The 26,400-nt window shown below is 46.7% G+C and carries 23 protein-coding genes; 11 read left to right on the top strand and 12 right to left on the bottom strand.

Going from position 1 to position 26,400, the window contains the following annotated elements; translation table 11 throughout:
- The first annotated feature begins 170 nt into the window (after positions 1 to 170).
- Entirely contained in the window at positions 171 to 1,472 is a 1,302-nt protein-coding gene (locus VOA_RS08360; protein WP_001093080.1) for a dicarboxylate/amino acid:cation symporter, read from the top strand.
- 85 nt (positions 1,473 to 1,557) lie between these two features.
- On the opposite strand, the gene VOA_RS08365 is transcribed toward VOA_RS08360, so the two are convergent.
- Both VOA_RS08365 and VOA_RS08370 read right to left on the bottom strand, forming a co-directional pair.
- Entirely contained in the window at positions 1,558 to 2,025 is a 468-nt protein-coding gene (locus VOA_RS08365; RefSeq protein WP_000005595.1) for a YjiG family protein, read from the bottom strand.
- The gene (locus VOA_RS08370) at positions 2,022 to 2,750 is read right to left on the bottom strand and encodes a nucleoside recognition domain-containing protein (protein WP_000082276.1); all 729 of its coding nucleotides are present in this window, start codon (positions 2,748 to 2,750) and stop codon (positions 2,022 to 2,024) included. Before VOA_RS08370 ends, VOA_RS08365 begins: the two co-directional genes overlap by 4 nt.
- 393 nt (positions 2,751 to 3,143) lie before the next feature.
- Here VOA_RS08370 and nhaD point away from each other — a divergent pair, with 393 nt between their 5' ends.
- Positions 3,144 to 4,577, top strand: coding sequence for a sodium:proton antiporter NhaD (gene nhaD / locus VOA_RS08375; protein WP_000147726.1), 1,434 nt, complete (start codon positions 3,144 to 3,146; stop codon positions 4,575 to 4,577).
- On the opposite strand, the gene VOA_RS08380 is transcribed toward nhaD, so the two are convergent.
- Together VOA_RS08380 and VOA_RS08385 are read right to left on the bottom strand one after the other, a co-directional pair.
- Positions 4,574 to 5,251, bottom strand: coding sequence for a response regulator (locus tag VOA_RS08380; protein WP_000953724.1), 678 nt, complete (start codon positions 5,249 to 5,251; stop codon positions 4,574 to 4,576). The genes nhaD and VOA_RS08380 overlap by 4 nt on opposite strands.
- A gap of 2 nt (positions 5,252 to 5,253) precedes the next feature.
- Entirely contained in the window at positions 5,254 to 6,816 is a 1,563-nt protein-coding gene (locus VOA_RS08385) for a sensor histidine kinase (protein ID WP_001141126.1), read from the bottom strand.
- 267 nt (positions 6,817 to 7,083) lie between these two features.
- Here VOA_RS08385 and VOA_RS08390 point away from each other — a divergent pair, with 267 nt between their 5' ends.
- Positions 7,084 to 8,490: a DASS family sodium-coupled anion symporter gene (locus VOA_RS08390; protein WP_000493045.1), complete on the top strand. Its 1,407-nt coding sequence runs from the start codon at positions 7,084 to 7,086 to the stop codon at positions 8,488 to 8,490.
- Positions 8,491 to 8,552: 62 nt separating this feature from the next.
- Here the strand turns inward: VOA_RS08390 and VOA_RS08395 are convergent, their stop codons facing one another.
- Genes VOA_RS08395 through VOA_RS08405 form a run of 3 tightly spaced genes read right to left on the bottom strand, consistent with a single transcriptional unit; the run spans position 8,553 to position 10,793 of the window.
- Complete coding sequence (locus tag VOA_RS08395; RefSeq protein ID WP_001082485.1) at positions 8,553 to 8,954, bottom strand: hypothetical protein; 402 nt, start codon at positions 8,952 to 8,954, stop codon at positions 8,553 to 8,555.
- 10 nt (positions 8,955 to 8,964) lie between these two features.
- Entirely contained in the window at positions 8,965 to 9,438 is a 474-nt protein-coding gene (locus VOA_RS08400; protein ID WP_000220868.1) for a methylated-DNA--[protein]-cysteine S-methyltransferase, read from the bottom strand.
- Positions 9,435 to 10,793, bottom strand: coding sequence for a DNA-3-methyladenine glycosylase 2 family protein (locus VOA_RS08405; RefSeq protein WP_083806508.1), 1,359 nt, complete (start codon positions 10,791 to 10,793; stop codon positions 9,435 to 9,437). Before VOA_RS08405 ends, VOA_RS08400 begins: the two co-directional genes overlap by 4 nt.
- Before the next feature lie 252 nt (positions 10,794 to 11,045).
- Between VOA_RS08405 and VOA_RS08410 the strand changes: the two genes are divergently transcribed.
- Positions 11,046 to 11,489 carry a DoxX family protein gene (locus VOA_RS08410; RefSeq protein ID WP_001259625.1) on the top strand — a complete coding sequence of 148 codons (444 nt, stop codon included), beginning with the start codon at positions 11,046 to 11,048 and terminating at the stop codon, positions 11,487 to 11,489.
- 138 nt (positions 11,490 to 11,627) lie between these two features.
- On the opposite strand, the gene VOA_RS08415 is transcribed toward VOA_RS08410, so the two are convergent.
- Positions 11,628 to 12,524, bottom strand: a complete 897-nt coding sequence (locus VOA_RS08415) for a LysR family transcriptional regulator (RefSeq protein ID WP_000382708.1) — start codon at positions 12,522 to 12,524, stop codon at positions 11,628 to 11,630.
- Between the two features lie 150 nt (positions 12,525 to 12,674).
- Between VOA_RS08415 and VOA_RS08420 the strand changes: the two genes are divergently transcribed.
- Together VOA_RS08420 and VOA_RS08425 are read left to right on the top strand one after the other, a co-directional pair.
- Positions 12,675 to 13,034 carry a DUF413 domain-containing protein gene (locus tag VOA_RS08420; RefSeq protein ID WP_000004729.1) on the top strand — a complete coding sequence of 120 codons (360 nt, stop codon included), beginning with the start codon at positions 12,675 to 12,677 and terminating at the stop codon, positions 13,032 to 13,034.
- 80 nt (positions 13,035 to 13,114) lie between these two features.
- The gene (locus tag VOA_RS08425) at positions 13,115 to 15,106 is read left to right on the top strand and encodes a flavohemoglobin expression-modulating QEGLA motif protein (RefSeq protein WP_001133562.1); all 1,992 of its coding nucleotides are present in this window, start codon (positions 13,115 to 13,117) and stop codon (positions 15,104 to 15,106) included.
- A 92-nt stretch (positions 15,107 to 15,198) separates the two neighbouring features.
- On the opposite strand, the gene VOA_RS08430 is transcribed toward VOA_RS08425, so the two are convergent.
- On the bottom strand, positions 15,199 to 15,450 hold the full coding sequence (locus VOA_RS08430) for a DUF3081 domain-containing protein (protein ID WP_000787135.1): 252 nt from the start codon (positions 15,448 to 15,450) through the stop codon (positions 15,199 to 15,201).
- 372 nt (positions 15,451 to 15,822) lie between these two features.
- Here VOA_RS08430 and nagB point away from each other — a divergent pair, with 372 nt between their 5' ends.
- Entirely contained in the window at positions 15,823 to 16,623 is an 801-nt protein-coding gene (gene nagB / locus VOA_RS08435; protein ID WP_001237053.1) for a glucosamine-6-phosphate deaminase, read from the top strand.
- 91 nt (positions 16,624 to 16,714) lie between these two features.
- Here the strand turns inward: nagB and VOA_RS08440 are convergent, their stop codons facing one another.
- The 3 genes from VOA_RS08440 to lamB form a co-directional block, all read right to left on the bottom strand.
- Positions 16,715 to 17,863: a tetratricopeptide repeat protein gene (locus tag VOA_RS08440; protein WP_001021269.1), complete on the bottom strand. Its 1,149-nt coding sequence runs from the start codon at positions 17,861 to 17,863 to the stop codon at positions 16,715 to 16,717.
- A 149-nt stretch (positions 17,864 to 18,012) separates the two neighbouring features.
- Complete coding sequence (locus VOA_RS08445; protein ID WP_000244225.1) at positions 18,013 to 18,855, bottom strand: MalM family protein; 843 nt, start codon at positions 18,853 to 18,855, stop codon at positions 18,013 to 18,015.
- A gap of 193 nt (positions 18,856 to 19,048) precedes the next feature.
- Positions 19,049 to 20,233, bottom strand: coding sequence for a maltoporin LamB (gene lamB / locus VOA_RS08450; protein WP_000724323.1), 1,185 nt, complete (start codon positions 20,231 to 20,233; stop codon positions 19,049 to 19,051).
- Between the two features lie 431 nt (positions 20,234 to 20,664).
- Here lamB and glgX point away from each other — a divergent pair, with 431 nt between their 5' ends.
- The 4 genes from glgX (at position 20,665) to VOA_RS08470 (ending at position 26,391) form a co-directional block, all read left to right on the top strand.
- Positions 20,665 to 22,635, top strand: coding sequence for a glycogen debranching protein GlgX (glgX, locus tag VOA_RS08455; protein ID WP_000783477.1), 1,971 nt, complete (start codon positions 20,665 to 20,667; stop codon positions 22,633 to 22,635).
- A 248-nt stretch (positions 22,636 to 22,883) separates the two neighbouring features.
- A complete protein-coding gene (locus VOA_RS08460; RefSeq protein WP_000208337.1) occupies positions 22,884 to 24,098 on the top strand; it encodes an NRAMP family divalent metal transporter in 1,215 nt (404 codons plus the stop codon).
- A gap of 72 nt (positions 24,099 to 24,170) precedes the next feature.
- The gene (locus VOA_RS08465) at positions 24,171 to 24,422 is read left to right on the top strand and encodes a DUF2999 family protein (protein WP_001068176.1); all 252 of its coding nucleotides are present in this window, start codon (positions 24,171 to 24,173) and stop codon (positions 24,420 to 24,422) included.
- A gap of 337 nt (positions 24,423 to 24,759) precedes the next feature.
- Positions 24,760 to 26,391 carry a methyl-accepting chemotaxis protein gene (locus VOA_RS08470; protein WP_000007669.1) on the top strand — a complete coding sequence of 544 codons (1,632 nt, stop codon included), beginning with the start codon at positions 24,760 to 24,762 and terminating at the stop codon, positions 26,389 to 26,391.
- Positions 26,392 to 26,400 lie beyond the last annotated feature (9 nt).

Here is a 26,400-nt window from a genome sequence, read left to right as displayed (position 1 = left end):
TAAAGCTAAAAAAATGTTACCAATCGCAGTGTTTTTAAGTCATTTTAGTGATAATGATCACAATGAAGCCGTGAGTTTTGCATTTTATTTTCTGATTTCAGAATACGCCTGATAACCTCCTGCTCGCTTTGCCATGATGTCAAAGTGAATAACTATAAGGAGTGTTCTGGATGAATACCAAAAAACCGTTATCACTTACCGCCAAGGTGATCCTTGGTATGGTAGCCGGTATTTTGACTGGATTTGCGATTCGCGCCCTGTTTGCAGGAAATGGATTTGTCGATGCATACATCGTTAATGGACTGTTTGACGTTGGCGGCAAGATTTTTATCGCCAGCTTGAAAATGTTGGTCGTGCCACTGGTGTTTGTTTCACTGGTATGTGGTACGAGCTCACTCAAAGATCTCTCTACGCTAGGCAGAATGGGCAGTAAAACCTTAGGTTTTTATCTCGCCACCACCGCGATTGCCATTACTCTTGCTCTTACTATGGGTAGCCTGTTTAAACCAGGTGCAGGCGCTGATTTAACTGCGGCCAGCAATTTTGCCTCCGCTGAAGCGCCTTCACTGGGCAAAGTCATTGTGGATATGTTCCCAACCAACCCAATCAGTGCGATGGCGCAAGGCAATACCTTGCAGATTATTATCTTCGCCGTTCTGTTTGGTGTGGCCATCAGTGCCGCTGGCAAACCGGGGGAGCGTATTGCTCAGGTATTTAGTGATCTTAACGAAGTGATCATGAAACTGGTCGCGATGCTGATGCACCTTGCGCCATACGGCGTGTTTTTCTTGATGGCAAAACTGTTCACAGGGCTTGGTCTTAGTGCAATTTTGAATTTGGCAGAATACTTTGTCGTGCTGGCGGGTACTTTATTACTGCATGCCTTCGTCACTTACGGTTTGATGCTGAAAACCTTCGCCGGTTTAAACCCAATGGTATTTTTCCGCAAAATGGAAGATGCCATTATGTTTGCGTTTTCGACCGCATCATCCAACGCCACCATTCCTGTGACTATGGAAACGGTGAAAAACCGCTTGGGTGTGGATAACAAAGTGGCGTCATTCACGGTACCGCTCGGTGCAACAGTGAACATGGATGGCACCGCGATCATGCAAGGTGTCGCGACCGCATTTATTGCGCAGGCCTTTAACATCGACCTCACCATGACCGATTACCTGATGGTGATCCTGACCGCGACACTGGCTTCTGTCGGTACTGCGGGGGTTCCTGGCGTTGGCTTAGTTATGCTCGCCATGGTACTTAACCAAGTGGGTCTGCCACTGGAAGGGATTGCGCTGATCATGGGTGTCGACCGCCTACTGGATATGATCCGTACTGCGGTGAATATCACCGGTGATGCGTGCGTCTCTTGTATTGTCGCAAAATCTGAAAACGCGTTTGATGAAGCCCGCTTTGCCGATCCTAAGGCTGGCGAAAAAGAGGAAGCGGTACGCTTATCGCAAACTCAGTAAGCTCAATAACCTCGTTGAACGTTACACAGAAAAAAGGCCTCGCACAGTGCGAGGCCTTTTCTATTTTATCGAGGAGATTGACCGATTATAAAAACAGGTTCATCACCCACATCGCGCCAAAGGCGTTCAATACTGAAATACCAATCATCACTGGGATGTAGCGGCCTTCGGTACCAATTGGGCCAAGAATACGGCCAATATATTGTACTTGTGAGCCCATCAAATAGATAGCGGGCGCCAGAATGGCAATATGCGTTCCGTTTAAAATACCTTGGTCGAACAGTGTGATCACCACACCCACAGCCCCCCCCATCGACATCCACGCACCAATCAACACCGCAGCAGCTTCACCCGGCAATCCAAAAACCGCCATCACAGGGGAAAATACGGTGCCCATCAGTTCCAACGCACCCGTAATTTGCAGCGCTTTGATGATCACAAATGCCATCAGTACATTAGGCACTGTTGAAGTCGTGGCAATCACCCAGCCTTTCTTTGCACCTTCAACGAAGATATCGGTCACCATTGGCTTTTTCGCTTTCACTTCACTCATTTTGCCGCTTCCTCTTGTTGTGCTGCAGGGGTAGATGATTCTTTACCTTCGGTCAGGTTTAAGTAGATGCGGAAAAGGTTGGCACCAACAATTTTGAAGATAAACATCACTGCAACGGCAAGACCAATAGAAGAAGTGACTGCCGCTGAGCCATCGGCCAATGTCAGAGTAAACAGCACCGCGCCAGATGAGAAAAAGTTAACAATGGTCGCACCTGCAGAGAATTGGAACATGGTGAAAACATCCGCTTCACGCTTGGTCATGTGCCCTTCATCTTTGAGCTGACGAGTCATTGCTGCCCCTGCATCGGTACTTTGTAAAGAGGCAATCAATGCTAAACCTGTGTTACCCGGAATGCCCATGATTGGACGCAGTAGCGGAGTTAACAACTTACGGGCTGCATCAAGTGCACCGTAATGCTCCAGTACATTGATCATGCCTAGAGCAAACATGACGGTTGGGATCAGAGTCAGTGCAAATAAGAAACCATCACGCGCACCACTGCCACCGTGACCACGCAGAGAGGTGGTGGCCACTTGCAGACCTTCCGCCGTTTCGCTCACATTGTAAGCGACCTTACCAAAAGCACCGTTTAGGGTGGTGAAATCAAATACGCCATACCATTGGTTGGACTGCAGTAAACCAGAGAAAAAGACCACGGCGAACGCTAACGCAACGTAGCACCCCCATGTCACTTTTCGCTCCAGCGTTGTCGGTTGACTCATAATTACCTCTATAAAATTGGAAACAGGTTGGCGCGATGGTGCACTTATTTCGTGCTAGAGGAGATGATCAAAGTCAATACGAAGATGAAACTAATCTCACAATGAAAAATAAAATATTATTTTGTGAAATAGCGCATAGAAAGCATAGATAATTAATTCGCAGCACAAAGAAATACATCAAAAATGCTTCACCGCACCTATCAAACACAACAAGTTTGTAGCGTGAGTTCGGATACCCACCCTGAAAATATGATTAATAAACAACCATTTCTAAGCTAGGTCACAACTTCAAATTCCGCATAGGGCTACTCTTTCACAGAACTTTCCCCCATCACCACCCTGAAAACTTGAAGCATGACTTCAAGAAAAGTGGATATCAAAAGGAGCTTTGTTATGACGGGTCGGATAGCGCTACTTTCTCTTACTCTTTTTTCGCCACTCAGTGTCGCTTCAACCACCACTGAGCAAGCTTTAGATTTAACCCGTTCCAATATTGGCTATGCCGCACTGATCATTTTCGCTATTGCCTATACCTTGGTGATGCTTGAAGAATATATTCAACTTCGCAAATCCAAACCCGTATTGCTCGCAGCAGGGCTGATTTGGGCGTTAATTGGTTATGTATATCAGCAAACAGGCTCGACAGAAGTCGCGCGGCAGGCGTTAGAGTATAACTTGCTCGAATATGCGGAATTGCTGCTGTTTTTATTGGTCGCAATGACTTACATAAGCGCGATGGAAGAGCGGCGGTTATTTGATGCACTCAAAGCTTGGATGATCAATAAGGGCTTCAATTTCCACACTCTGTTTTGGATCACAGGCTGGCTCGCCTTCTTTATCTCACCAATTGCCGACAACCTAACCACGGCTTTATTAATGTGTGCGGTGGTATTAAAAGTCGGTGGCGATAACCAACGTTTTGTCAGTTTAGCTTGTATCAATATCGTCATTGCTGCCAATGCGGGCGGTGCATACAGCCCATTTGGGGATATTACGACCTTAATGGTTTGGCAAGCAGGGCATGTTAGCTTCCTTGAATTTATGGATTTGTTTATCCCTTCTTTGGCGAACTATCTGGTTCCTGCATTTGTCATGTCACTGTTTGTTCCCAACCAAACCCCTAGCAGCTTACAAGAAGAGGTCGAGCTCAAACGCGGTGCGAAACGCATAGTATTGCTGTTTGTTTTTACCATTATTTCAGCGGTCAGTTTCCACGCCTTTTTCCACTTCCCTCCAGTGATGGGCATGATGATGGGGCTCGCCTATTTACAATTATTTGGCTTCTATCTCACCAAAACACTAGCGCGTTCATTAGCGAAGAAAACCGCGATTGCAATGGCCAAAAAAGATGAAGCCGCACTGAAGCGAATTGGTTCTGTGGTGCCATTTGATGTATTTAAAAGTATTTCTCACGCGGAATGGGACACTCTGCTCTTTTTTTACGGTGTAGTGATGTGTGTGGGAGGGTTAAGTTTGCTTGGTTATTTGGGATTGGTATCGGAGGTGATCTACACCGAGTGGAACCCTATCTGGGCTAACGTGTTAGTGGGATTGCTTTCCTCGGTAGTGGATAACATTCCCGTGATGTTCGCCGTGCTATCCATGCAGCCGGATATGTCGGTCGGTAACTGGTTGCTGGTCACACTCACCGCCGGGGTCGGCGGCAGCTTACTGTCGATTGGCTCGGCTGCAGGGGTGGCGTTAATGGGGGCGGCACACGGCAAATACACCTTCTTAAGCCATTTAAAATGGACGCCCGTGATCTTGCTTGGCTATGTGGTCAGCATTGTGTTGCACCTGCTAATCAACAACGCACTATTCACTTAACGAGCCATTTCATCCAAACGGGGACGTCGATAGACGCGAGTCGGCCTCCCCACTTTGCCATGCTCAAGATAAGCAACAATCTCTCCCGCTTCGACAGCACTGTCTAAATAACGCCGCGCGGTACTTTTGCTGATCCCAAGCCGTAACGCGATAGAATCTGCGGTATGCTCCACATTAGCATGGACAAAGTGATCCAACATTTGTTCAAGGGTAAAGTCATCAATCGCTGTGTTGGTTTTACCTCGCTGTGGATGAAACAATTCATCCAGATCTTGCTGACGTACGGCCTTAGGCGAGGATTCCGGATGCCGTAACCGGTAAAAGCGTTGCAAGCTCTCGCTCAAACGGCGGTAATCTACAGGTTTGACCAAATAATCAAAGGCACCAAAGCGGTATGCCTGCTGTGCTGTTTCCAGATCACAAGCGGCCGTGACCAAAATGCATTCTGGTCTGGGCTGACTGTCAATCAAAGCTCTCACTAAATCGATACCTAGCCCATCCGGCAGATAGTTATCGACGATAACCAGATCGGGTTTTGCCCATTCCACCATGTTCTGGGCATCTGCCAAAGTCGGTACGATCGCGAGCACTTTAAATCGCCCATCTTGCTGCACAAATTGCGCATGCAGTCCGCCAATCTGCGGATCATCTTCCACGATAATCACACTGAGCATTATCACTCCTTAGGAAAGTAGAGACTGAACGTGGTTTCTTGTTCGTCACTATCCAACTCCAAATGTCCCCGAGCACGACTCACTAAAGATTGCACCAAATACAACCCAAGCCCATGCTCGCCTTCCCCTTTTTTACTGGTTACACCGGGGCGACAAATCTCAGTTAACGATTGAGTGATCACTGGGCCATTATTGCTCACTCGCAAGCAGAGCTCGTGTTCATTTTGATGTAGTGATACTCGTACCCACGGTGTTGGCATGCCTCGTACCGCATCTAAGCTGTTATCGATCAAATTGCCGATCACGGTACAAAATGCTTCCTCACTCAGGCTCAACGTAGCGATATTTTCTATCGCTTGGTAATCCATTGGAATATGCCATTCCTGCGCTTTACTCCATTTCCCCATCAAAATGGCCGTAAGCTGTGGCCAAGCATGCAGATGGTGCAAGGCATCCAACTGAACTTGGTTCAAGTTGCTTTGCTGCAATACATAAAGCAAGGCTTGGTCATACTGTTGTAATTGCAGTAATCCCGCTAAGGTGGAGAGTTTATTACGATACTCATGGCGTGCAATTCTAACGCTTTCCACGTATTGATCGACTTGCTGTAATCTGTCCGCCAGCGCTTGTAACTCGCTGTGCGCACGCAAACTGTACACCGCACCCGCAGAGCCCTGTTTTCCGAGCAAAGGCACACGGCTCACCACCAAAGATCGCCCATTCAAACATGCTAGCCGATCAATGAACTTCTCACTCTGAGCCTGAATCGTAATGTCTTGTAACCACTCGGCAATCAAACTCTGCTGTTTCGGCTCTGCACCGATCAACCGCTTGGCGGAATCGTTGATAAGGTAAATCTCACCTTGCTGATTGAGCGCGACCAACCCCTCGTGAGTGGCTTGAATGACGCCTTCATAAGTCATCAGAGATTGGGCCAATTGCCAAGGTTCACGATCTTGCATTTGCCGACGGACTAACCTTGCAAAAGCGGTAGAAATCAGTGTTGCAAGCAGCAAAGTAATACCAGCCACCAGCAGTAACGGCTGCAGTTTTTCATTTTGCCAAACCGCTACTGTATCCAACAGATAGCCAACTTTGATCATTCCAATCACATCACCATTGGTGTCACGAATCGGCGAGATATAACGCAATGAAGGCCCCATCGAACCGACACTGTAGGAAAGATACGATTTTCCCTCCTCCAAGGCTGGGCGAATATCATCCCCCATCACAGGTAAACCAATCCGTGAAGCAATCGGGTGAGCAAGTCGAATCCCAACACTGTCGCTCACAGTAATAAAATCAGCATCGGTCGCACTTTGTAAGGAGGCGACCAATTGACTGACTTGTTTTGCATCCCCCACGCCTACCGCTTGGATTAAATCCGGAAATTTAGCCAATTGAACCGCTTGTACTTGAGCTCTCAGCGCAATTTGGTTGGTCATTAACCGCTGAATTTTATCGGCGCTGAATCCCCACCACATGGCGGCCCCTGCAACAAATGCTGTGCAGAGCAATACGGTGAGCTGCTGGGTAAACGTTCGGGGAATCATTCGACTTGGCATTTTGTAGTCCTCAGCACAATTAGCCAAAGCATACGGTAAGGCGCCGTAATACTGAGGTACGAAAGCGCAGAAACATGATCGAGATCGTATGGGTGAATTTTATGAATTTAATGTTTTTAACCGCTTTAATCTCACCGAGATTGCAGCACGGCTTTGCACTCTCCCCCAATGCTTGAAGCGAACTTCAGCCGCGATGACAAAACTTGATTTGACTCAGCATTTCTTACACCGCCATGACTAAGTTAGTAAAAAACATTGGAGGTGTATATGTTCTCATCAAGCAAGCTAAAGCTACTCACTTTGATCTTATTTGGTGGAGTGCTGTGGTTCATGCCAGTTCCGGAAGGGCTTGAACCCAAAGCATGGCAAATGATGATCGTGTTTATTACCACGGTTCTCAGTTTAATTCTCGCTCCGTTACCCCTTGGAGCAATGGCATTAATGGGGCTGTGTGCCACTGTGCTGTTGGGCATTTTGCCCATCAAAGCCGCATTGGCCGGTTTCTCAGACCCAACTATTTGGATGATCGCCGCAGCATTCTTTATTTCGCGGGGATTTATCAGCACCGGTTTTGGTCGCCGTGTCGGTTATTGGTTTATTTCCAAACTTGGTCATAACTCGTTAGGATTAGCTTACGGTTTAGTCTTAACGGACCTGCTATTCGCACCGGCTACGCCGAGCACCACAGCACGTTGTGGCGGCATCATTGCACCACTCTTTCGCTCTGTAGCGGCAGCTTATGATTCCGATCCGGAGAAAGGTACACAAAACCGTATCGGGGCTTTCTTGGTACAGTGTATTTTCCAGTGTAACGCGATCACTTGCGCTATGTTCCTTACCTCAATGGCGGGGAACCCTCTAGCCGCAAAATTTGCTGCCGAACAAGGTGTGACCATCACTTGGGGTGGTTGGGCCCTCGCTGCAATTGTCCCTGGATTGGTATGCTTGTTTGTGATCCCACTAGCCATGTACACCTTCTTCCCACCTGAGCTCAAAAAGACACCAGAAATGCGCGCCATTGCGAGCAAAAATCTGGCGGAGATGGGCAATATGAGCCGCGATGAATGGATGGTATGCATCACTTTCCTTGGCATGGTGACACTTTGGGTTTTAGGCCCAACACTAAGCATTCATGCCACCGTCACCGCGCTAATGGGTATGCTGTTTTTACTATTAACCAAAGCCATTTCTTGGGATGCCGTATTAGGTGAGAAAGAAGCATGGCACACCATCACTTGGTTTGCGGTATTAGTGATGATGGCAAGTGAACTGAATAAACTCGGTTTCATCAAATGGTTTGGCGATATGATCGGCGCGTCACTGGCTGGCTACGGCTGGATTGCCACCTTAGGCATCTTGCTACTGGTCTATTTCTACAGCCACTATCTTATGGCAAGCGCTATGGCACATATCAGTGCAATGTACTCCGCCTTCCTCGCTATAGCCATTGCGGCAGGAGCACCCGCCATGTTAGCGGCGATTGTGCTTGGTATCTTCAGTAACTTATATATGTCGACCACTCATTATTCTTCTGGCCCGGCTCCGATTTTGTTTGGCGCCGGTTTCCACAGCCTAAAACAGTGGTGGAAGATAGGGTTTGTGTTCACCCTGATTGTCATTCCGATTTTCTTCTTGATCGGCGGCATGTGGTGGAAGCTGATCGGTTTGTGGTAACAGGTTACAGGTAGGTGAATGTAGGGATTTATCTATCAAGCCCAAGCCCGCGTTAAGCGGGCTTATTTTGTTCCTGTCGCTTGCGAATTTTTCGGTTCCGCAACGAGATTGACCCAAATGTTGCTCAGATGATACTTAGCGCACGCGCTGCAAGTCAGCACTTCCCCCCCCCCATGAATAGTCATCACCAAGTCCTCTCGTTTTTCTTTCGAGCTGTTACGGATCTGAATCCGCACCGTACTCCCTTCTACACTAAAAGGACGCTCTGATTTTTGCTGGCCAGACTGGATATATACCACGCCCTGACGAAACTCTAAGGTATCCTTGTTGTATTGATTGTCATAGATACCGTTGAAGGCAAGAGTTTCACGGTTGGCAAAATTTTCTAAATCCTCTTGGAAGCAACCGTTTAACACCAACACACTCAAAACAAGAATAATCCGTTTCCATTTCACTCGATTCATGGTTTTTTCCTTACTTTTGCTGCTCCAAATTCAGCAAAAAGGCTTTGCGCTCTAAACCACCTGCGTATCCGGTGAGCTTGCCATTTTTACCCACCACCCGATGGCAAGGAACAATGATCGAAATCGGGTTTTTGCCATTTGCCAGCCCAACTGCTCTCACTGCCTTAGGGTTACCAATCGCTTCAGCCAGTTGCTGATAACTCCAGATTTCTCCGTATGGAATCTTGCATAGTGCGTGCCAAACCGACTGCTGAAAAGCTGTGCCTTTGGCGGTTATGGGCAACTCAAACTGGCTACGCAGACCTGAAAAATACTCATCTAACTGCTGTATTGCATTGTTTAGTATAGGACAATTTTCAGAATAATCGCCCAAGTGCATAGGCTGGGTAGTTTGGGTGGCAAACCATACCCCAAGCAAACCATGTGGATCCGCCTGTAAAGTCATTCTGCCTAATGGTGATTCATAGTACGTAAAATAGGTCATAACTGACTCCAACAGTGAAAAGTGGCATAACTGCCCCATGGAGCAGCAGATTCAGCCGTTAAATGGGGGAACCGATGCAGTGCTTTTTTAACCACTAAGTCACTACTTAAAAAACAATGACTTTGTGACTCACCTCTCAGCTGAGCATACTCAACCGTCCAAGGACCAATACCACTCAACGCTAACCATTCAGACGGAGGGTCGGTTGGGTGTAAAAGGACATAATCAGCCAGACGTTTTAACGTCTCTTTTCGCCTTTCGGGCATCCGTAAAAAGCTCAAGTCATGCGTTTGCACCTGCTCTGGCGTGGGAAAATAGCGCGTCACCTGCTCGCCAGAAAGCTGCGACACTAAGACATTAAGCTGTCCTATTGCGGCTTTCACAGAAACTTGTTGTCCGAGCACTGCACGCACCCCTGCCTCCCATGCATTCCAAACCCCAGGAATACGAATCCCAGAGCGCACGACTAACCCTGGAGCAACCTGCTCTAGCTGAGCTTCAATGCTCAGCAGGTCTGCATCGAGATCAAACATTCGGCGCAACTTCACGACTAAATGACGCAAATCGCTCAAACGCTCCATTTCAAACTCAATCTGCAAATGGGATTCTGCCATACTAGCCTTAAACCACCCTTTACCTTCACCCAAAACAAAATGGCGCTGATAGCTCTGTTCATCGACCAACTCCATGCCCTCAATCGTCCGAAGGCGATAGAAATCCAACATATGAGCCCAGTCAAAGGGGCCACGAAAAGCCAAACTTAATTGATTACGTGATGGCAGAACAGTCCGATCACGCCGCACTTGTGTAGGCGTTAAACGGAAAAACTTTTGGAATGCATCATTAAATCGGCGAGCACTTTGAAACCCACTCGCATAAGCCACTTCGGTAATCGAAATTTGGCTCGAATGCAGCAATTGCTTAGCAAACATAAGCTGCTGAATCTGAGCATACTGTTTTGGAGGTAAGCCTAAATGACGTTGGAATAGCTGACGTAAATAGCGCTCACTAATGCCTAAGCGAGAGGCTAACGCTTCCAAATTACCATGCAGTTCACCTTGCTCAATGAGCTTAATTGCCCGTAAAAAGGTAGTTTCGGTGCCTTTCCAAGCCCATGAATTGGTTGCACTTTCCGGCCGGCAACGCAAACAAGGGCGATAACCTGCCGCCACAGCTTGGGCTTGAGTGGTGAAATATTCCACATTGTCTTCTTTGGGTAAATTGGCAGGACAAATCGGGCGGCAAAAGATGCCTGTGGTTTTCACCGCCACAAAAAAGCGCCCATCAAAACGCGGATCTCGGCTCATCCGTGCACGTTGGCACTCTTCAATTCTGAGTTGATTGGGCAACATAATGCGCTTTCTCCCTGTATTTTCCTCCGTCAGTCTACGGACTTCTGATCCCTACGCTAGCCATTTTCGGAAGTGAATCGTGACAATATCAATAAAAGTTCATTCAATTATTTCGAACGAGAATGTCAGATAAAACCGATTATATTGCCAACAGCTTTCACCTAAACTCAGCTCCATAATACTTAATCTATTATTCAAATATTTCAAACCATATACCAGAGCGCTGTTATATGGAAATCACAACAGGATCGAATCATGCGTACATTATTGAAAACTACTTTTACTTCACCGAGTTCATGGGCTCCACTGGCACTAAGACTCCCTCTGGCCATCATTTTTATGGCTCACGGTGCACAAAAATTGTTTGGTTGGTTTGGCGGCTATGGTCTTGAGGGCACTGGGCAGTGGATGGCATCCATCGGCTTAGAGCCTGGTGTTGCCATGGCATTCTTAGCAGGTAGCGGAGAGTTTTTCGGTGGGTTGGCGATTTTACTCGGTGTATTCACTCGCCCTGCGGCTTTCGTTTTGTCGATCACCATGCTGGTTGCCATCTTCAGCGTTCATTTCAGCAGCGGTCTATTTTTAGCAAATGGCGGTTACGAGTTTGGTTTAGCTCTGCTCGCAGGCGCTTTATCGCTCCTCATCTCTGGTTCAGGTCGCCTGAGTGTCGATAATCTGCTCGCGAAACGTTACTCATAATCCACAGCAGAGCATTCGCAAAAGCAAAAGAGGATCGCCAAAAGCGATCCTCTTTCAATATCGATCCCTCAACCCTTGTGTTTCAGGTCAACGACAAGGAGAAATAGGGGTAAACGTGGCTAGCTTTCAACTCAATACTCAGTTATCAGCTAATCTGGCCTCGGTTTTCCCTAAGCTACGCGCAAAGCTGAGTGGATCGAGCGTTTTCATCAATTTTTCAACTTGTACAATCGCCTCAATCGATGAGCTATTTTTACGATAGCTCAGATAAAGTGGTCGCTGCCATTCATTGACCTCAAACACTCGATACAATTGCCCTGCATCTAACAAAGGTTGCACCATGGTGTAAGGTAAGTACGCGCTTCCGCCTTTCTCAAGAATAAAGTCGAGAGCGATTCGCGCCGTTGACGTTCTCAAAAAAGGTGCCGGTGCTTTCGGGTGACGATCCGTGTGCTCGGATGCAAAACGTGATCCCCAGTCCACATAGACATAACGATTTTCAAAAACACTTTCGGCATCATCTGGTCGGGTGGAAACCAAAACCAAAACGAGATCAGCGACTTTCTTACACTGCAACTCTTCCGCTTTGATAGGATCCAGTGCAAATGCCATATCTAAAGTGCGTTCAAGCAACCCACGATTAAGCTGCTCACGCCCCATCACTTCGGCCAAAAAACCGTAGCCTTCAAAAGTATCGGTTATCCGACTTAAACAATGCTGTAAATACGCATCCCAAATGTTTGGCGTACCACCTAAAGTAAGCTGCAACGCCTTACCGCTTTCCAACGACAACTCAAATTTTGCCTGTTGTAGAGTTGCCACCATCACTTCGGCATACCCCACCAAACGCTCGCCGGCTGAAGTCAATTTGATGTTATTACGGTCGCGGGTAAACAGTTGAGCATCGAAATGATTTTCGAGTTGTTTGATGCGCGCACTCACCGCCGCTTGAGTTAAATACAGATTTTCAGCAGCTCGACCAAAGTGACGAACTTTGGCCAGTTCAAGAAAGGTGCGAAAGACTTTTACGTCCATATAGTTTCCTCTGATGTTACCCGTGAAGATTAACAAGTAAGAAGTATTATGACGATAAAAAATTTTTGTTTTTCTTTTCCGAAGATTACGCCTAACTTTCGCCGTAACCCACGGTTACACGGTGGTTGAACATATTCACACGAGGTTGACATGTCTGAGACAGCATTTCGTCAAGGAAAAAAACGTTTTTTCGATACTAAGAAGTTCCCAAGAGGCTTTGCTAAATCTGGCGACTTTACTCTGGCAGAAGAGAATATCCTAACTCATTATGGTGACACTATGCTCGGTTTGGAGAGTGGTGAGCTACACCCCGAAAATGCTGAAGAAGAGCATTTCTTGAAAGCGCTAGAAAAACCAGAGTTGGCAGAAAGTAAATTAGAAAAAGCCTGGTTGAAGTACACCCGTTTGGCTCGTGGTCGCAAGCGTTTCCATACCTTGAATGGCCGCAACAAGCCTGATGGCGTTGAAGATTACACCGATGACGAACCAAGCTTGACTGAGGAAGATTAATTCCTCCCTCGGGCTACATCATCTGTTTGTAGCCCGTCTAGCATGGATGGACGTGAATTTGCGTCCCTTTTGGGGGAAAAATGCCCAACCCAGTTTCCAACATCTATTCTCTTGAAGAGATGCTCTCGCTGATCCAGCGCGAGCAGCCTTTCGCAGGGGAACTCGAATCCGCTGGCTGCTTTATCAAGATTGAAGACTATCTGCCCGTGGTGTGTACCGCCATCCATGCTGGAAGCCGTTTGCGCGATGATCTGCTCAAGCAGTGTCAACTCAGCAAAACTGAGCGTAATCTTGAAGAAGCTCCCTACACAGATCAATTCATCGCTTCACAGCCCATCACTTTGTGTGGCCTAGATTCCCGTTTCGAATACGATCTGAACCGCGCAAAAACCCTCAGTACCCGCTATAAATCGGCTTGGAATCGCCCTTTAAGTGATAAGCAGCGTACCGAAAGCCATCGCAAGCACAGCGAATTTTATCAGCTTTATGAAGCCTTAATTCGCAAGCTCGAAGCCATGCACGGCATGGTCATTGTGTTCGATATGTATGCCTACAACTACAAGCAACTTGGCAACAAACCAGCGCCAGTATTTAACGTAGGTACCGCACAAATCGACATGCAGCGTTGGGGCTCGGTTGTAAAGCGCTTTTGCGCCGAGCTAAGCAAGATCCAGTTGCCGCATATTGAAAACAAAACAGAAATCAACGCCGTGTTTGAAGGCCGTGGTTATCTAATCGCTCATACCAACGCCCATTTTGACCGTACTTTGGTGCTCCCCACTGAAGTTAAAAAAGTGTTTATGGAGGAAGATACCGGTACTGTTTATCCCTTGGTATTGAACGCGCTGTGCAGTGGTCTCAAAGGTGCTCTCAGCCATACAAGTGCTTATTTTCAGCGTCGCCATAATCGCCGCCGGATCAGCAAAGCGAAAATGCTTGGCTCATCGATCGAACCTGCGATTCTGAGTATTGATGATGCGCTGTCCAAACTGACCCGCAAAGTGGAAACGCTCAAATACGTCAACCCAACCAATATTAATATTGAACAGAAGCGTTTTGAGTCAGCACCGAGCCGCTATAAGCCCGAATTTCGCTACAAACAGTTACCGATCAACGCCAATGAATTTAAGCAGCATCTTTACCAATTGCCGATCGATACGATTTCCGATCCCGACTTAAAACAGCTGTATGGATCTATGGTCGATAAGCTGAGTGAAAAGATCGATTTGCTTACGAGCATTGGTCAGGAATCGTTTCTGTATAACTCGCTACGCTTTTATGGCCGCCCCAACCGCACTGCCATTGAAAACGCTAAGTTTCTGCTTTATGCCAAAACCTTGCCTGAAGAGAAAGGGCAGCTATATAACGCAGATCAAGCCGCAGAGATCATGCTGAAAAAAGCTCAGGAGTGGGGAATGCACTGTCATATTACCCCAACAGCATCATTAGCCGCGCGTGCAATGGTGAGCGGCAAGAAGCCACCAACCTTATATCTCAACAGCAAAGTGATGTATTCACATGCCGAAATACAGCGCCTTATCCAACATGAGATTGGCGTACATTTAGCCACGACCTTTAATGGCCGAATGCAACCTTTGCGCGTGTTCTCGATTGGGCTACCTGGTGCGACCGAATCACAAGAAGGCTTAGCTATTTTGGCGGAATACAAAGCGGGTTATATGTCTCATGAGCGACTCAAGACCTTAGCTACACGGGTGTTGGCGGTCGATTCTATGCTCAAAGAGCACAATTTTTACCAAACGTTCAGCTATCTCACTGAAGAGTATGGGGTAGATCGTGATACGGCTTTTGTGACCACCACTCGGGTGTATCGTGGCGGCGGCTTCACTAAAGATCACCTCTATCTTGAAGGATTTATCAACACCTTGCAGCAAGCCCAAAAGCGTAGCTTAGATAATCTGCTGGTCGGAAAATGCAGCTATCAGTACCTCGATTTGATTGATGAACTGGTCGAACGGGGTTGGCTCATCAAACCGCAGTTTAGATTTGATGATTTAGGCAGTGAGCCGGAGCCAACTCTCAAATATTTAATTGAATCGCTACGCCATTAATAGCCTGCTCACTTTGTGTTTCAAATACAGAAATTTTTCCTCAAGCCCTGATGCCAACAACCTTCAGGGCTTGTTTTTTCACTCGTCCCCACTTACTTGGCGAGCATATTCAATTTCTTCAAGAAACTATCGCGCAGGTGCTCCTGCTCATAGTCCAAATGATAAGTATTGTGGAAGCCAACTTTCAACTCGACTCCGTTACCACGCATGAACACGTTGTAGCCATCATAATCGGCATACGCCTCAATGCCTTCATAGAGCTTACCAAACTCAGTGGGTGAACCGTTTTCCATCACCGCTTCATAGGCTAACAAGACTTTGCTCGGATCCAGTTCATTTTTCATGATCTTATCCCTCTAGATTTATCCATCTTAAGTATTGGCAATCTGGAGAATACCCGCCAGTCTGTAATCTGAGCTACCTCAAAGAACCACTTAATTTTGTCTATAAATTTTTTATTGCTTTGCTTTATGAAGCTAGAGCGAATATGGTGTCGAGTTAGTTAAGAGTGCTGAATGAACGTGCAGTTAAGGGCGATTTACTATGATGTTTTAGTCAAACTATAATTTTTTGACCTAAAACAATAGCAGTCAGAGACAACTTATTTTATAATAAAAATTAACATATACCCACACTACTTGGTGCAGCAACCATGACTGCAGCTTTAAGTAGGAAGGGGATTGTAAAGCATCATAAATCTAATCTAGGGGCAATACATGAGACTTATCCCACTGAAAGCCGCGGCACAAGTTGGTCAATGGGCAGCAGCACACATTGTTAAGCGTATCAACGAGTTTAAACCTACCGCTGAGCGTCCTTTCGTTTTGGGCCTGCCAACAGGTGGTACACCACTGGCGACCTACAAAGCATTGATCGAGTTGCATAAAGCGGGCGAAGTAAGCTTCAAACACGTTGTGACCTTCAACATGGATGAGTATGTTGGCCTAGCGGCAGACCACCCAGAATCTTATCGTTCATTCATGTACAACAACTTCTTCAATCACATTGATATTCAAGAAGAGAACATCAATCTGTTGAACGGTAATACCGAAGACCACGAAGCTGAGTGCAAACGTTACGAAGACAAAATCAAATCTTACGGCAAAATCAACCTGTTTATGGGTGGCGTAGGTAACGATGGTCACATCGCATTTAACGAACCGGCCTCTTCTCTTTCTTCACGTACTCGTATCAAGACGCTGACCGAAGATACTCGTATCGCTAACTCACGTTTCTTCGATGGTGATATCAACCAAGTACCTAAGTACGCGCTGACTATCGGTGTAGGTACTCTGCTGGATGCACAAGAGATCATGATCCTTGTCACTGGCCATAATAAAGCTCTGGCACTGCAAGCCGCGGTTGAAGGCAGCGTAAACCATCTGTGGACAGTATCCGCACTGCAACTGCACCCTAAAGCAGTAATCGTGTGTGATGAGCCATCAACTCAAGAGCTGAAAGTAAAAACTGTAAAATACTTCACTGAGCTTGAAGCAAAGAACATCATCGGTTTCTAATCAGAAGCTGATTTAAAACCTACAAAAACGCCCCAAAAATCGGGGCGTTTTTTATTACTCAATGTCCAAAAATATCGTGGTTCTAACTCTATTATCTTTTATCCATTGAGCCTTGAGAAAAGTCTAAGCGTTCACTCTTCCCCTCTTGCGGTAGATCAGCGAGTCCATTATGCCCCTCTAACTCAACAAGTAAGGAGTCTGCTTCTTGTTCAGCCAAAGGATCCACATCGTCCTTTGTTGGAATAGGGATTTGGCGTTTATACAGCTTATTAAGCGCACGGATAATTGAATGCTTGGTCACAGAACCGGAGGCCAATTTACGTTGCAGTGGCTTAGCTAAAGATTGCAAGCCAACAATCGACTCAACCCCCATTCGGCCACCAATCATATCACGCAAATTTTTCGCCTTTTCATAACCCATTGAGGAGGAGAGAAAGAGCCAAATATAAGCAATCGGATTGCCATGTGCACCTCGGTCAATCCAAGCCTCACCAGCGTGGTACATCGCTTCTGGGTGACCTTTTTCTGACGCACGTTCTAACCAATAGCACGCTTTAGGAAAATCGCTGGCTCCACCAACGCCATGAAGTAAGTTTTGCCCTAATCTCATCATCCCTTCAGCGCTGCCCATATTGGCCGCTTTGCTATACCAGAATGTGGAATCTGCCGGTGTTGGGGCAATATTGTCTTTTGAAACACACCAACTGCCCATAAACAAAATTGCATCAATAAAATTGGCTTCTGCCGCTTCTTGGATGAAACCAATGCCTTTCGCCACATTGACTTCAATCCCACGACCATACAGCCATGCCATACCGGTTTCGAATTTAGCCGCCAATTCCCCTTCCATACCACGCACGCAGGTGTGCCAAAACTTAGCTTTCTCTTTAGCAATCACATCCTCACGGATACGCTGACAAACTCGGACGATGCCATACATCGCGGAGATATTGTCGAGATGTGCGGCCTTTTCGTACCAAAATAGTGCTTCTTTTAAACTGCTGCGCTCCGCTTCTTTGGCTAAAAACAGAATGGTCGGAATATGGCCAGCTTCTGCTTTGAATAGACGCTCTTTGCGCTCTTGCTCGCGATTACGTTCTAAAGCTTTGCGATAGGCCTCTTCTCTGGCTTTACGCTCGGCTTCCAGTCGCTTACGTCTTACAGATAACGCTATCATCCAGACAAAAATCAGGATCAAGGTTAACCCTGTAGCGCCAATCGCAATTCCAATAATATTCATAGTTTCTCTAATTGGGTAACCACATTTGCCACTGCGAATTTGGCAGTGCAAGAAAAGATGAGCTGAATTGTACTTTACATCCAACTCAGAAACTATGTTCGAAAAAAAATGGGTGAAGATCCTTCACCCATTTTTATCGATTCAGCACATTATTTGCGAGCGTTAACCGCTTTCACAAATACCTCTTGCACCCCTTCAACCCCAAGTGCTTTCGCTTCATCTAACAAGCTCAGGGCTTTAGGCAAATCATTGACTTCCACGGCACGTTCAATCGCGGTGAAATAATAGGTTTGCGTATCGGGTTGAACCTTGAGTGAGGTTTTAGCCGCATCAGCATCAGAAGATGTCGCAGCTTGGCGATCTTCACTGCTCACAAAAGAAAGGAAGGAAGGCCCCGACACATCCAGCTCAATGGTGCCAGTTAAGGCATGCGAAACCGGAATATCTTTTACTTCAGGCAGATAGTTCCCCCGAGCCTCTGCATCAATTCGAGCAGGATGCGCAACATAAGTCACAGCTTGTAAGTCTTGCTCTTGAGTGTAAACCAATACGAAAAGTGATTTGTAACCTTGCGGTGGATAGAACGCCAACTCAGCCACTAAGCGGTTGCCCAAATTCAAGCGCGGCTTACGGTATTCAAACACCGTATCCTCATACGATTCCACCACTTGACCTTTGGCATCGACAATCATTACATGCGGGTAGAATACCGAATCACCGATCTCACTGGTGATGGTCAAGGTCATTTGCCCACGATCCGCGGGAATCTCAAACAATGCGACAGGGCTTGCAATCACCTGATTGCGCAAATACTGCGTTTCCTTGGTCAACGCCACCTTAGTCGTGCTAGGTAATTTCACCTTGGTCGCTTGCAATTGCCCAATCTGCTGCACCTCCTGCCCTGTATTAGGCTTTACTTGCTCAACAACAGCCGTACTCTGACAACCCGCTAAGGCAATGCATCCCCCCAGTAATAAAGCTCTAAGCACCATAACAACTCCTATTTATCATTTTTTTAAAGACTCTCACCAAACCGATCTGCGAGAAACCACCACACCACAATTTTGTGCGATATACCCAAACTACAATGTGAAAACCCGTCAACGTGTGAACCTTGAAAAAAATAGCCGATCAATATCGGCTATTTGGATTAAGGACAATAAATGTTAAGAGCAAGTAGGTTGATTACCACCAAGCTTCAACTTGGATACCCACTACGAAATCAGAATCACCTTTGCTACCGAAGTTAGTGCCTTCGTGGTCAGTCAAGTATGAACCGTAAACACGCAGCTCAGGGCGAGACCAGAAGCTGTTGCCCATCGCCCAAGCTTGAGCCACGGTGAACTTACTGTATTCGAAATCCGCACCTGATGTATCTTCACCGCTGTTGTAACCCGCTTCAAACACAGTACGCATCGTGTCATTCCACTTGTACATTGGGCGAACCACTACTGAGTATTGATCAATATCTGCTTTAGAAGCACCGATGTCAGAACCAGACAGGTAAGCAAGTTGGTGCCCCATTTCCCACGTTTCACCAAGGTTAATCACACCCCAGTTCAACAGGCGGAAACCATTCGCATCGTTGTTGTCAGCAGAACCACGACCATAGTAAGCGCCCGCCCCCCAGAAGTTGGCCACTTGAGCACCGTAACCCGCTGTACCGTATTGGAATACTGTTTGGTTAAAGCCATTGCTCAGGCCTTGATGCAAAATTGCAGTACCCATCACGCCATCGTCAGCCGCTTCGGTTTTATTGTCTTTTTCGGTTGCAAAGTTGTAAGCCACGGCTAGCTCAAGTGTTGCATCAGACCACAGGCCAATATTCGCTAGACGAGCATCAAAAATGTAACCAGAAGAATCTGTGTTATCGCCGTCTTGGATCAAAGCTACCGAAAGTTTTTGATCACCGATAGAAAGGTTTTCAATACCACCACCAGTGCCAGATGTGTTCAAGAAGTAGAAGTCAGTAATGTGAATGTCTTTACGTTGGTAGTAACGCTTACCTGCCCACAGAACGGCTTCTTTATCCGATGTTAGCAAGCCTTTAGCTTGTACGTTGAATTGAGCCACGTTGATTGCATTGTCTGATTCCCAACCAACTTTGCCGTCATCACCTTTAGCCAACATAGAGTCGATCTTCCACGTTTGGTCGCCTGTTTTCAGCTCTTCTGAAAAACCAAACTCATAGTAGTTGTCGTTTTCGTTACCAAGACGACCGATACCATTTTTTTGGAAAGCGACATCCGCAGTACCATTACCACTGATCCCAGTACCAGCACGGAAGTAGCCATTGAAATCGACAGCGAAAGCAGAACCAGCTGCGAGCGTTGCAGCCACTGCGGCAGCAATTACACTTATTTTTTTCATCGTTAACTCCATTTAGGTTTTTTATTTTAGATTCTTCGCTCTCTTTTCTGTCGAGCCCCCAAAGGCAGAAAGTTGGCAGCATAAAAGAGAGATAAGATGGGAACGAATCCCCAGTTGTTTCAACTGTCGAGAGCTTACGTGAGGAGGAATAAAGGCACTTCCTCCACCCTACTTTTATTTAAGGGGGAGGAGAAAGGATGAGAAAAATTACAGCATGCCATTTTTAAAACTTGGATCACGTTATTTGGGGGGAGGAGGTTACTCACTTTCTAAATAGCCTAATACAAAGTGTATTCATGATCACTTTTCCGCCCTAATGGGTTCATAAAAAAGAAATAAAATTACAAAGAAATATTTGTGAGCCTGCGCTTGACCTGAAGCGGTCAAAGCCTTTTACTTAAAACAATGGTGCGCTAAAACAACGACTAAAAATGAAAATGAACCCATCAACACCTTTTCCATTAGGGGCAACGCTCGATACTGGGGGTTGTAACTTCGCGGTCTATTCGCCCGCCAATAAACATATTTTATTGGCGCTGTTTCATTCCGATGGCAGTTATGAAACTCATCAACTTGAACAAGAATATGCAGGCATTAAACACACTTATCTAGCAGGCATTCGTGCGGGCCAAAAATACGGTTTTTTAATTCAACTTAATGACGAGCTTCATTATATTGCTGACCCTTATGCTCGTGCGCTTGATTGCCCGTTACACTATGAGCCACCGTTTGATAGCCACAAAAGTTTCGACTTACCCAAATGCGTGGTTACGGATACCCAGTTCAATTGGCAAGGAGTCGCGAAACCAAACATTGCGCGCGATGAAATGGTATTGTTTGAAACGCATGTCAAGGGCTTAACTCAATTAAATCCACAGGTAGAAAGCGCACTGCGTGGCAAGTATTTAGGCTTGGTGAGTGAGCCAATGCTCCATTTTTATCGCCAACAAAATATCAATACCTTGCAGCTGCTGCCGATTGCCGCTTGCATGCATGAGCCACACTTACTGGAAAGCGGCAAAGTAAATTATTGGGGATACAACCCCTATGTGTTTATGGCGCCGGATCCTCGTTACGCAAACCAAGATGCAGTGAACGAGCTAAAATCCACCATTCGTGAACTACACCGTAACGGCATTCAAGTGATTTTGGATGTGGTGTACAACCACACTGCAGAAGGCGGAGCCAGTGGGCCGGTGTTTAACCTAAAAGCCCTCGATCCAAATTACTATCTGCACCACGGTGAGCACTATGCCAATTACACTGGGTGCGGCAACACGGTGGATCTTTCGAATCAAGCGGCACTGAATTTAGTGATGGATACCTTGCGCTGCTGGGTAACGGAATATCACATTGACGGTTTCCGCTTCGATTTAGCCGCAACGCTCGGTCGCCGTGGCGATGAATTCAGTAGAGAAGCCGCATTTTTCAAAGCCGTGGCGCAAGATCCCGTATTACGCCAAGTAAAGTTGATTGCAGAGCCTTGGGACATCGGCCCAAATGGTTACCAAGTGGGCAACTTCCCTTTCGGCTGGAACGAAACTAACGACAAATTGCGCGACATCACCCGCAGCTTCTGGCGTGGCGATCTCGGTTTTTTGAAAGAGTTTGCGACCCGTCTTATGGGGTCACGTGACTTGTACAGTGCCGCCAACTGGCCATACAAGCTCACCGTTAACTACATCACTTATCATGATGGCTTTACTCTACAAGATCTGGTGTCGTACAAACACAAGCATAATGAAGCCAATGGCGAGCAGAACCGTGATGGGCATGGCGACAATCGCTCAGATAACTACGGCTGCGAAGGGGATTCCGACAGTATAGTGATCCGCGCTACCCGTGAGCGACAAAAACGTAACTTTATGGCCAGCTTACTGTTTGCGTTTGGCATTCCCCATATTCTCACGGCCGATATGCTGTCTCATACCCAGCAAGGTAACAACAACGCATATTGCCAAGATAATGAGATCAGTTGGCTGAACTGGGAAAGCAACGAAACGAAACAAGATTTTCGTGAATGGCTCGCTGGCATGGTGGCGGCTCGGCAAACCTACATGGTGCCTTTCATCCGTGCTTTCAGTGGAGAAAAACGCAACGATAACCGCATCGCATGGCGGCGAGTGGATGGCAAACCAATGGAAATGGATGACTGGAATCGTCTTTCCTCGGTGGCATTGCATATCGGCATTGGCAGCGATGGACCAGAAATGCTCTATTTAATCAACCAGACCAATGCTCCAGCACGTTTCTTGCTGCCAAGGGAGCAACAACAGGAATGGTGTTTGATCTGCGATACCAATATGCGCCATGCCCAACCAGGGCACGCACAAGGGGAAATTTTACAACTCCCCGTTTCGATGTCGATTTTGTACTATCAACCGAAGAAGAAACACGCTTAAGTCATTAGCAATGCAAGGACAGGCAAAAATATCGCCTCGCGAGCAAGGCCACTGAGTAACAACCACATTAAATTTATTGATTTTAGTGATTGACATCTCTGGCCTTACTCTCTAACATTCGCGCCCAACAAAAACGGAGCCGTAATGGCCCGACAATTCAAGAGCTTAACTGCTCTATGCCAGCTGATCTCGGTCAGTTGTCTTTCCTTTTTTATAAATAGAGAGACAACAAAAAATCGAGATTCGGCATGACCACCAAAGCACACACTCATCTCAAGACTGACTGGCAATCCAAGGCGATTCTCAGCGTTGCATTCCTGATGGCGACAACCTCTGTTGGCCCTGGATTTCTCACCCAAACCGCGGTTTTTACCAATATCTATAAAGTCGATATGGCATTCCCCGTGTTTGCTTCGATGTTCATCACCTTTGGTATCGTTATGAACTTGTGGCGAATTGTGGGTGTATCAAGTCTGCGCATTCAAGACATCGCCAACAAAATTGCCCCAGGTGCGGGTTACTTTATCGGTGTTTTACTGGCGCTTGGCGCTGTCGCCTTTAACTTCGGTAACGTAAGCGGTGCAGCACTGGGGATTAATGTACTGACGGGCGTAGATACCACTTGGGGAGCCTTGTTTACCGGTGTGGTCGGTTGCCTACTCTTTGTGGTGCACAATGCCTCAAAACGTATGGATCAGATGGCGCGTTACTTAGGCTTCTTCATGATCATCTTGATTGCATATGTCGCAATGACCAGCCTGCCTCCAATGGGAGAAACCTTAACCGCAGCAGTAATGCCAACCGACATGGGTAGCCTGCTACTCCCAACCCTAACCATTGTGGGTGGTGCTGTCGGTGGTTACTACACTGGCGCACAACGTCTGGTTGATGTCGGCCTACAAGGTGATCACAACGTTGAGCACATTAAAAAAGCGGCTTGGGCAGGCATTTCGATTGCAGTGGTGATCCGCATTCTACTGTTTATGGCCATTTTCGGTGTGATCGCCACCGGTGCAGTGCTAGATAAAACCAATCCTGCTGCCGATGCGTTTCGTCAAGGCGCTGGGGACATCGGTTATTTCATCTTTGGTCTGGTACTGTTTGTGGCTTCTATCACTTCAGTTGTCGGTAACTCTTACATGGCTATTTCACTGATCAAAACCCTATTCCCTGTCGTAGCTCGCAATGAAAAAGCTTGGTGTGTCGGATTTATTATTCTGACCAGTGTCGGCACTGTGATGATGAATATGCCCATTCTTCTGCTGATGTTGGCAGGTTTGATTAACAGTATTATCCTACCTGTGGTGCTTGGCTTCGTTCTTGCGGCAACTCGCCGTAAAGATATTGTCGGTGATTATCAGCACCCAATTTACTTGACTGCGATTGGCGCACTGATTGTGGTTGTGATGGCCGTATCCAGTTTCAGCAACATCCAAAACTTTATCGGAAAATTCATCGGTTAATTTTCCATAGGGAGGTGATGTCGAGTTGTATCGATTTTGCCGCCCAAAACCAAGATGAATAGAGGAAATCAAATGAACCCAATTCTAGCCATGTTGAAAGAAAACAATATCAGCAATGAGCAGATCAACGCGCTATTTCAAACCCTAACCCAAAACCCTTTCGCCGCGATGGCAACATTAGCGCAATTGGGGCTTCCACAAGACCAATTGCAACAGTTGGTCGCGCAAGTGATGCAAAACCCTACACTCATCAAACAAGCGGTTGAAGAACTGGGGCTAGACTTCGCCAAAGTGGAAGAAGCCAAGGCCAAATTACAGCAGTAGCTCTGTCGCATACACAGGCAAAATCACTACGCTTATTCTTTGAACCTACCAGCTGTTGGGCTGCACTCTAACGGCTGGTATCGCGTTCATCACCTCCCCCAGGTTCACCGCCAATTCCATGTCCAGAAAAATGAACACTTCACGCTATGAAAGTTGTCATAAGAACGACAAAAAAATGTGATAAAAAACACGCAAAATCATCCCATTAATGCAATTAGTGTTATACTCCGAGCCGATTTTCAGCCAGAGCCTCTACGCATCTTGGCTAAGTGCAACTTGGATAGCACCTTTAACATATGGAAGTGGCCACCCCGTTTATCACTAGGTCACGTGCTCTATGTCCTTCTTCAAAAACTTAGCGATCGGTAAAAAAATTGCCGTCGCACTTGCTGTGATTGCTTTGATCAACTTAGCATTTGGTAGCTACCTGTACCGCTCACTCGACACTATTAACGCTGATGTGCTTAACCTCACTGACGATACCCTGCCTTCCATGATGTTGGTTAACAGCATTAAATACGACATGTCTTCTGTGCGTCGAGCGCAAATCGGCTTACTGTCTTCAACCGATGCAGCAGAAATCGCTGACGATATCCGCTGGATGAACGACCACTACAAGCAAATCGAAAAAGATTTGAATCAATATGAACGTAGTATTTGGACTGACAGTGAACGCCGTGTATTTATGCCGGTGAAAAACCTGTGGCAAGACTACTTACACCAGCTCGATTCCTACAATAACGATATTCTGAACAAAGATTTCGATACAGCACAACTAGACATTCAACGTACCCGACCAACCTATGAAAAATTGGAAGTCGCGATTGATGAATTGCTGAAACTCAACCTTTCTTATGTTGATGGTAACCGCACCGAACTCACTTCGCTGATCGATACCATTACTCACTTTTCCATCACTAGCATCATCGCTCTTCTGGGTTTTATGTGCCTTATCACTTGGTTACTGACCAACCTGATCTGCCGCCCACTGCAACAAGTCGTTGCTCAAGCAAACGCGATTGCTGAAGGCAACTTAGGGCACCGTTTAGACCGAGAAACAATCGGTAAAGATGAGCTCGGCGAGCTAGCAGATGCCTGCAGCAAAATGCAAAACAACCTGCGCTTAATGGTTGAAGAAATCATTACTAGCGCGACCCAATTGGCTCATGCCGTTGATGAAGTGAGTGCGGTGTCTGAGCAGACTTCACAGGGAATGCAGATCCAACAAGGTGAAGTGATGCAAATTGCCACAGCAATGACGGAGATGAAATCCACCGTTGAAGAAGTGGCACGTAACACCGAAATCGCATCCGATTCTTCTCGTGAAAGTAGCCAACACGCAGACTTAGGTTCACAACAAATGCGTGCAGTGAACGACTCGATTGAGCAAGTTAATCAAGAGATCGGCCGTACTGAGCAACGTGTACTTGAGCTAGAAACTCAGGCGCAGCAAATCAATATGGTGGTAGATGTGATCAGCAGTATTGCCGAGCAGACTAACCTGTTAGCATTGAACGCTGCGATTGAGGCGGCACGCGCTGGTGAACAAGGTCGTGGTTTTGCGGTGGTGGCGGATGAAGTTCGCTCTCTAGCCGGCAAAACTCAACAGTCAACGGGTGACATCGTTGAGATCATCCGAAACTTGCAGGTTTGTGCACAAAAAGCACGCGAAACAACCAACAACAGCCGTGAATTGATCAACCACTGTGTGCAGCAAAGCCAAGAGACCCAGCAGGCGATTGAGCAGATCCGCTACCAAAGTAGCCAAATTGCCGATATGACAATTCAAATCGCTAGCGCCTGTGGTGAGCAAGATTCGGTGAGTGAAGAGCTTAGCCGTAATATCGAACGCATTAACGATTCCGCTAAAGAAGTGGCGCAAGGCTCCACTAGCGCAGCGCAATCTTGTGCTGAACTTAGCCAGCTTGCAAGCCAATTACAGCACACGGTACAACGCTTCCGCCTGTAATCAAGGTAT

This window comes from Vibrio sp. RC586, from assembly GCF_000176715.1.
In the GTDB taxonomy this organism is placed as follows: Bacteria; Pseudomonadota; Gammaproteobacteria; order Enterobacterales; family Vibrionaceae; genus Vibrio.
The sequence above is the reverse complement of the archived record's forward strand: the minus strand, read 5'-3'. Positions and strand labels throughout refer to the sequence as shown.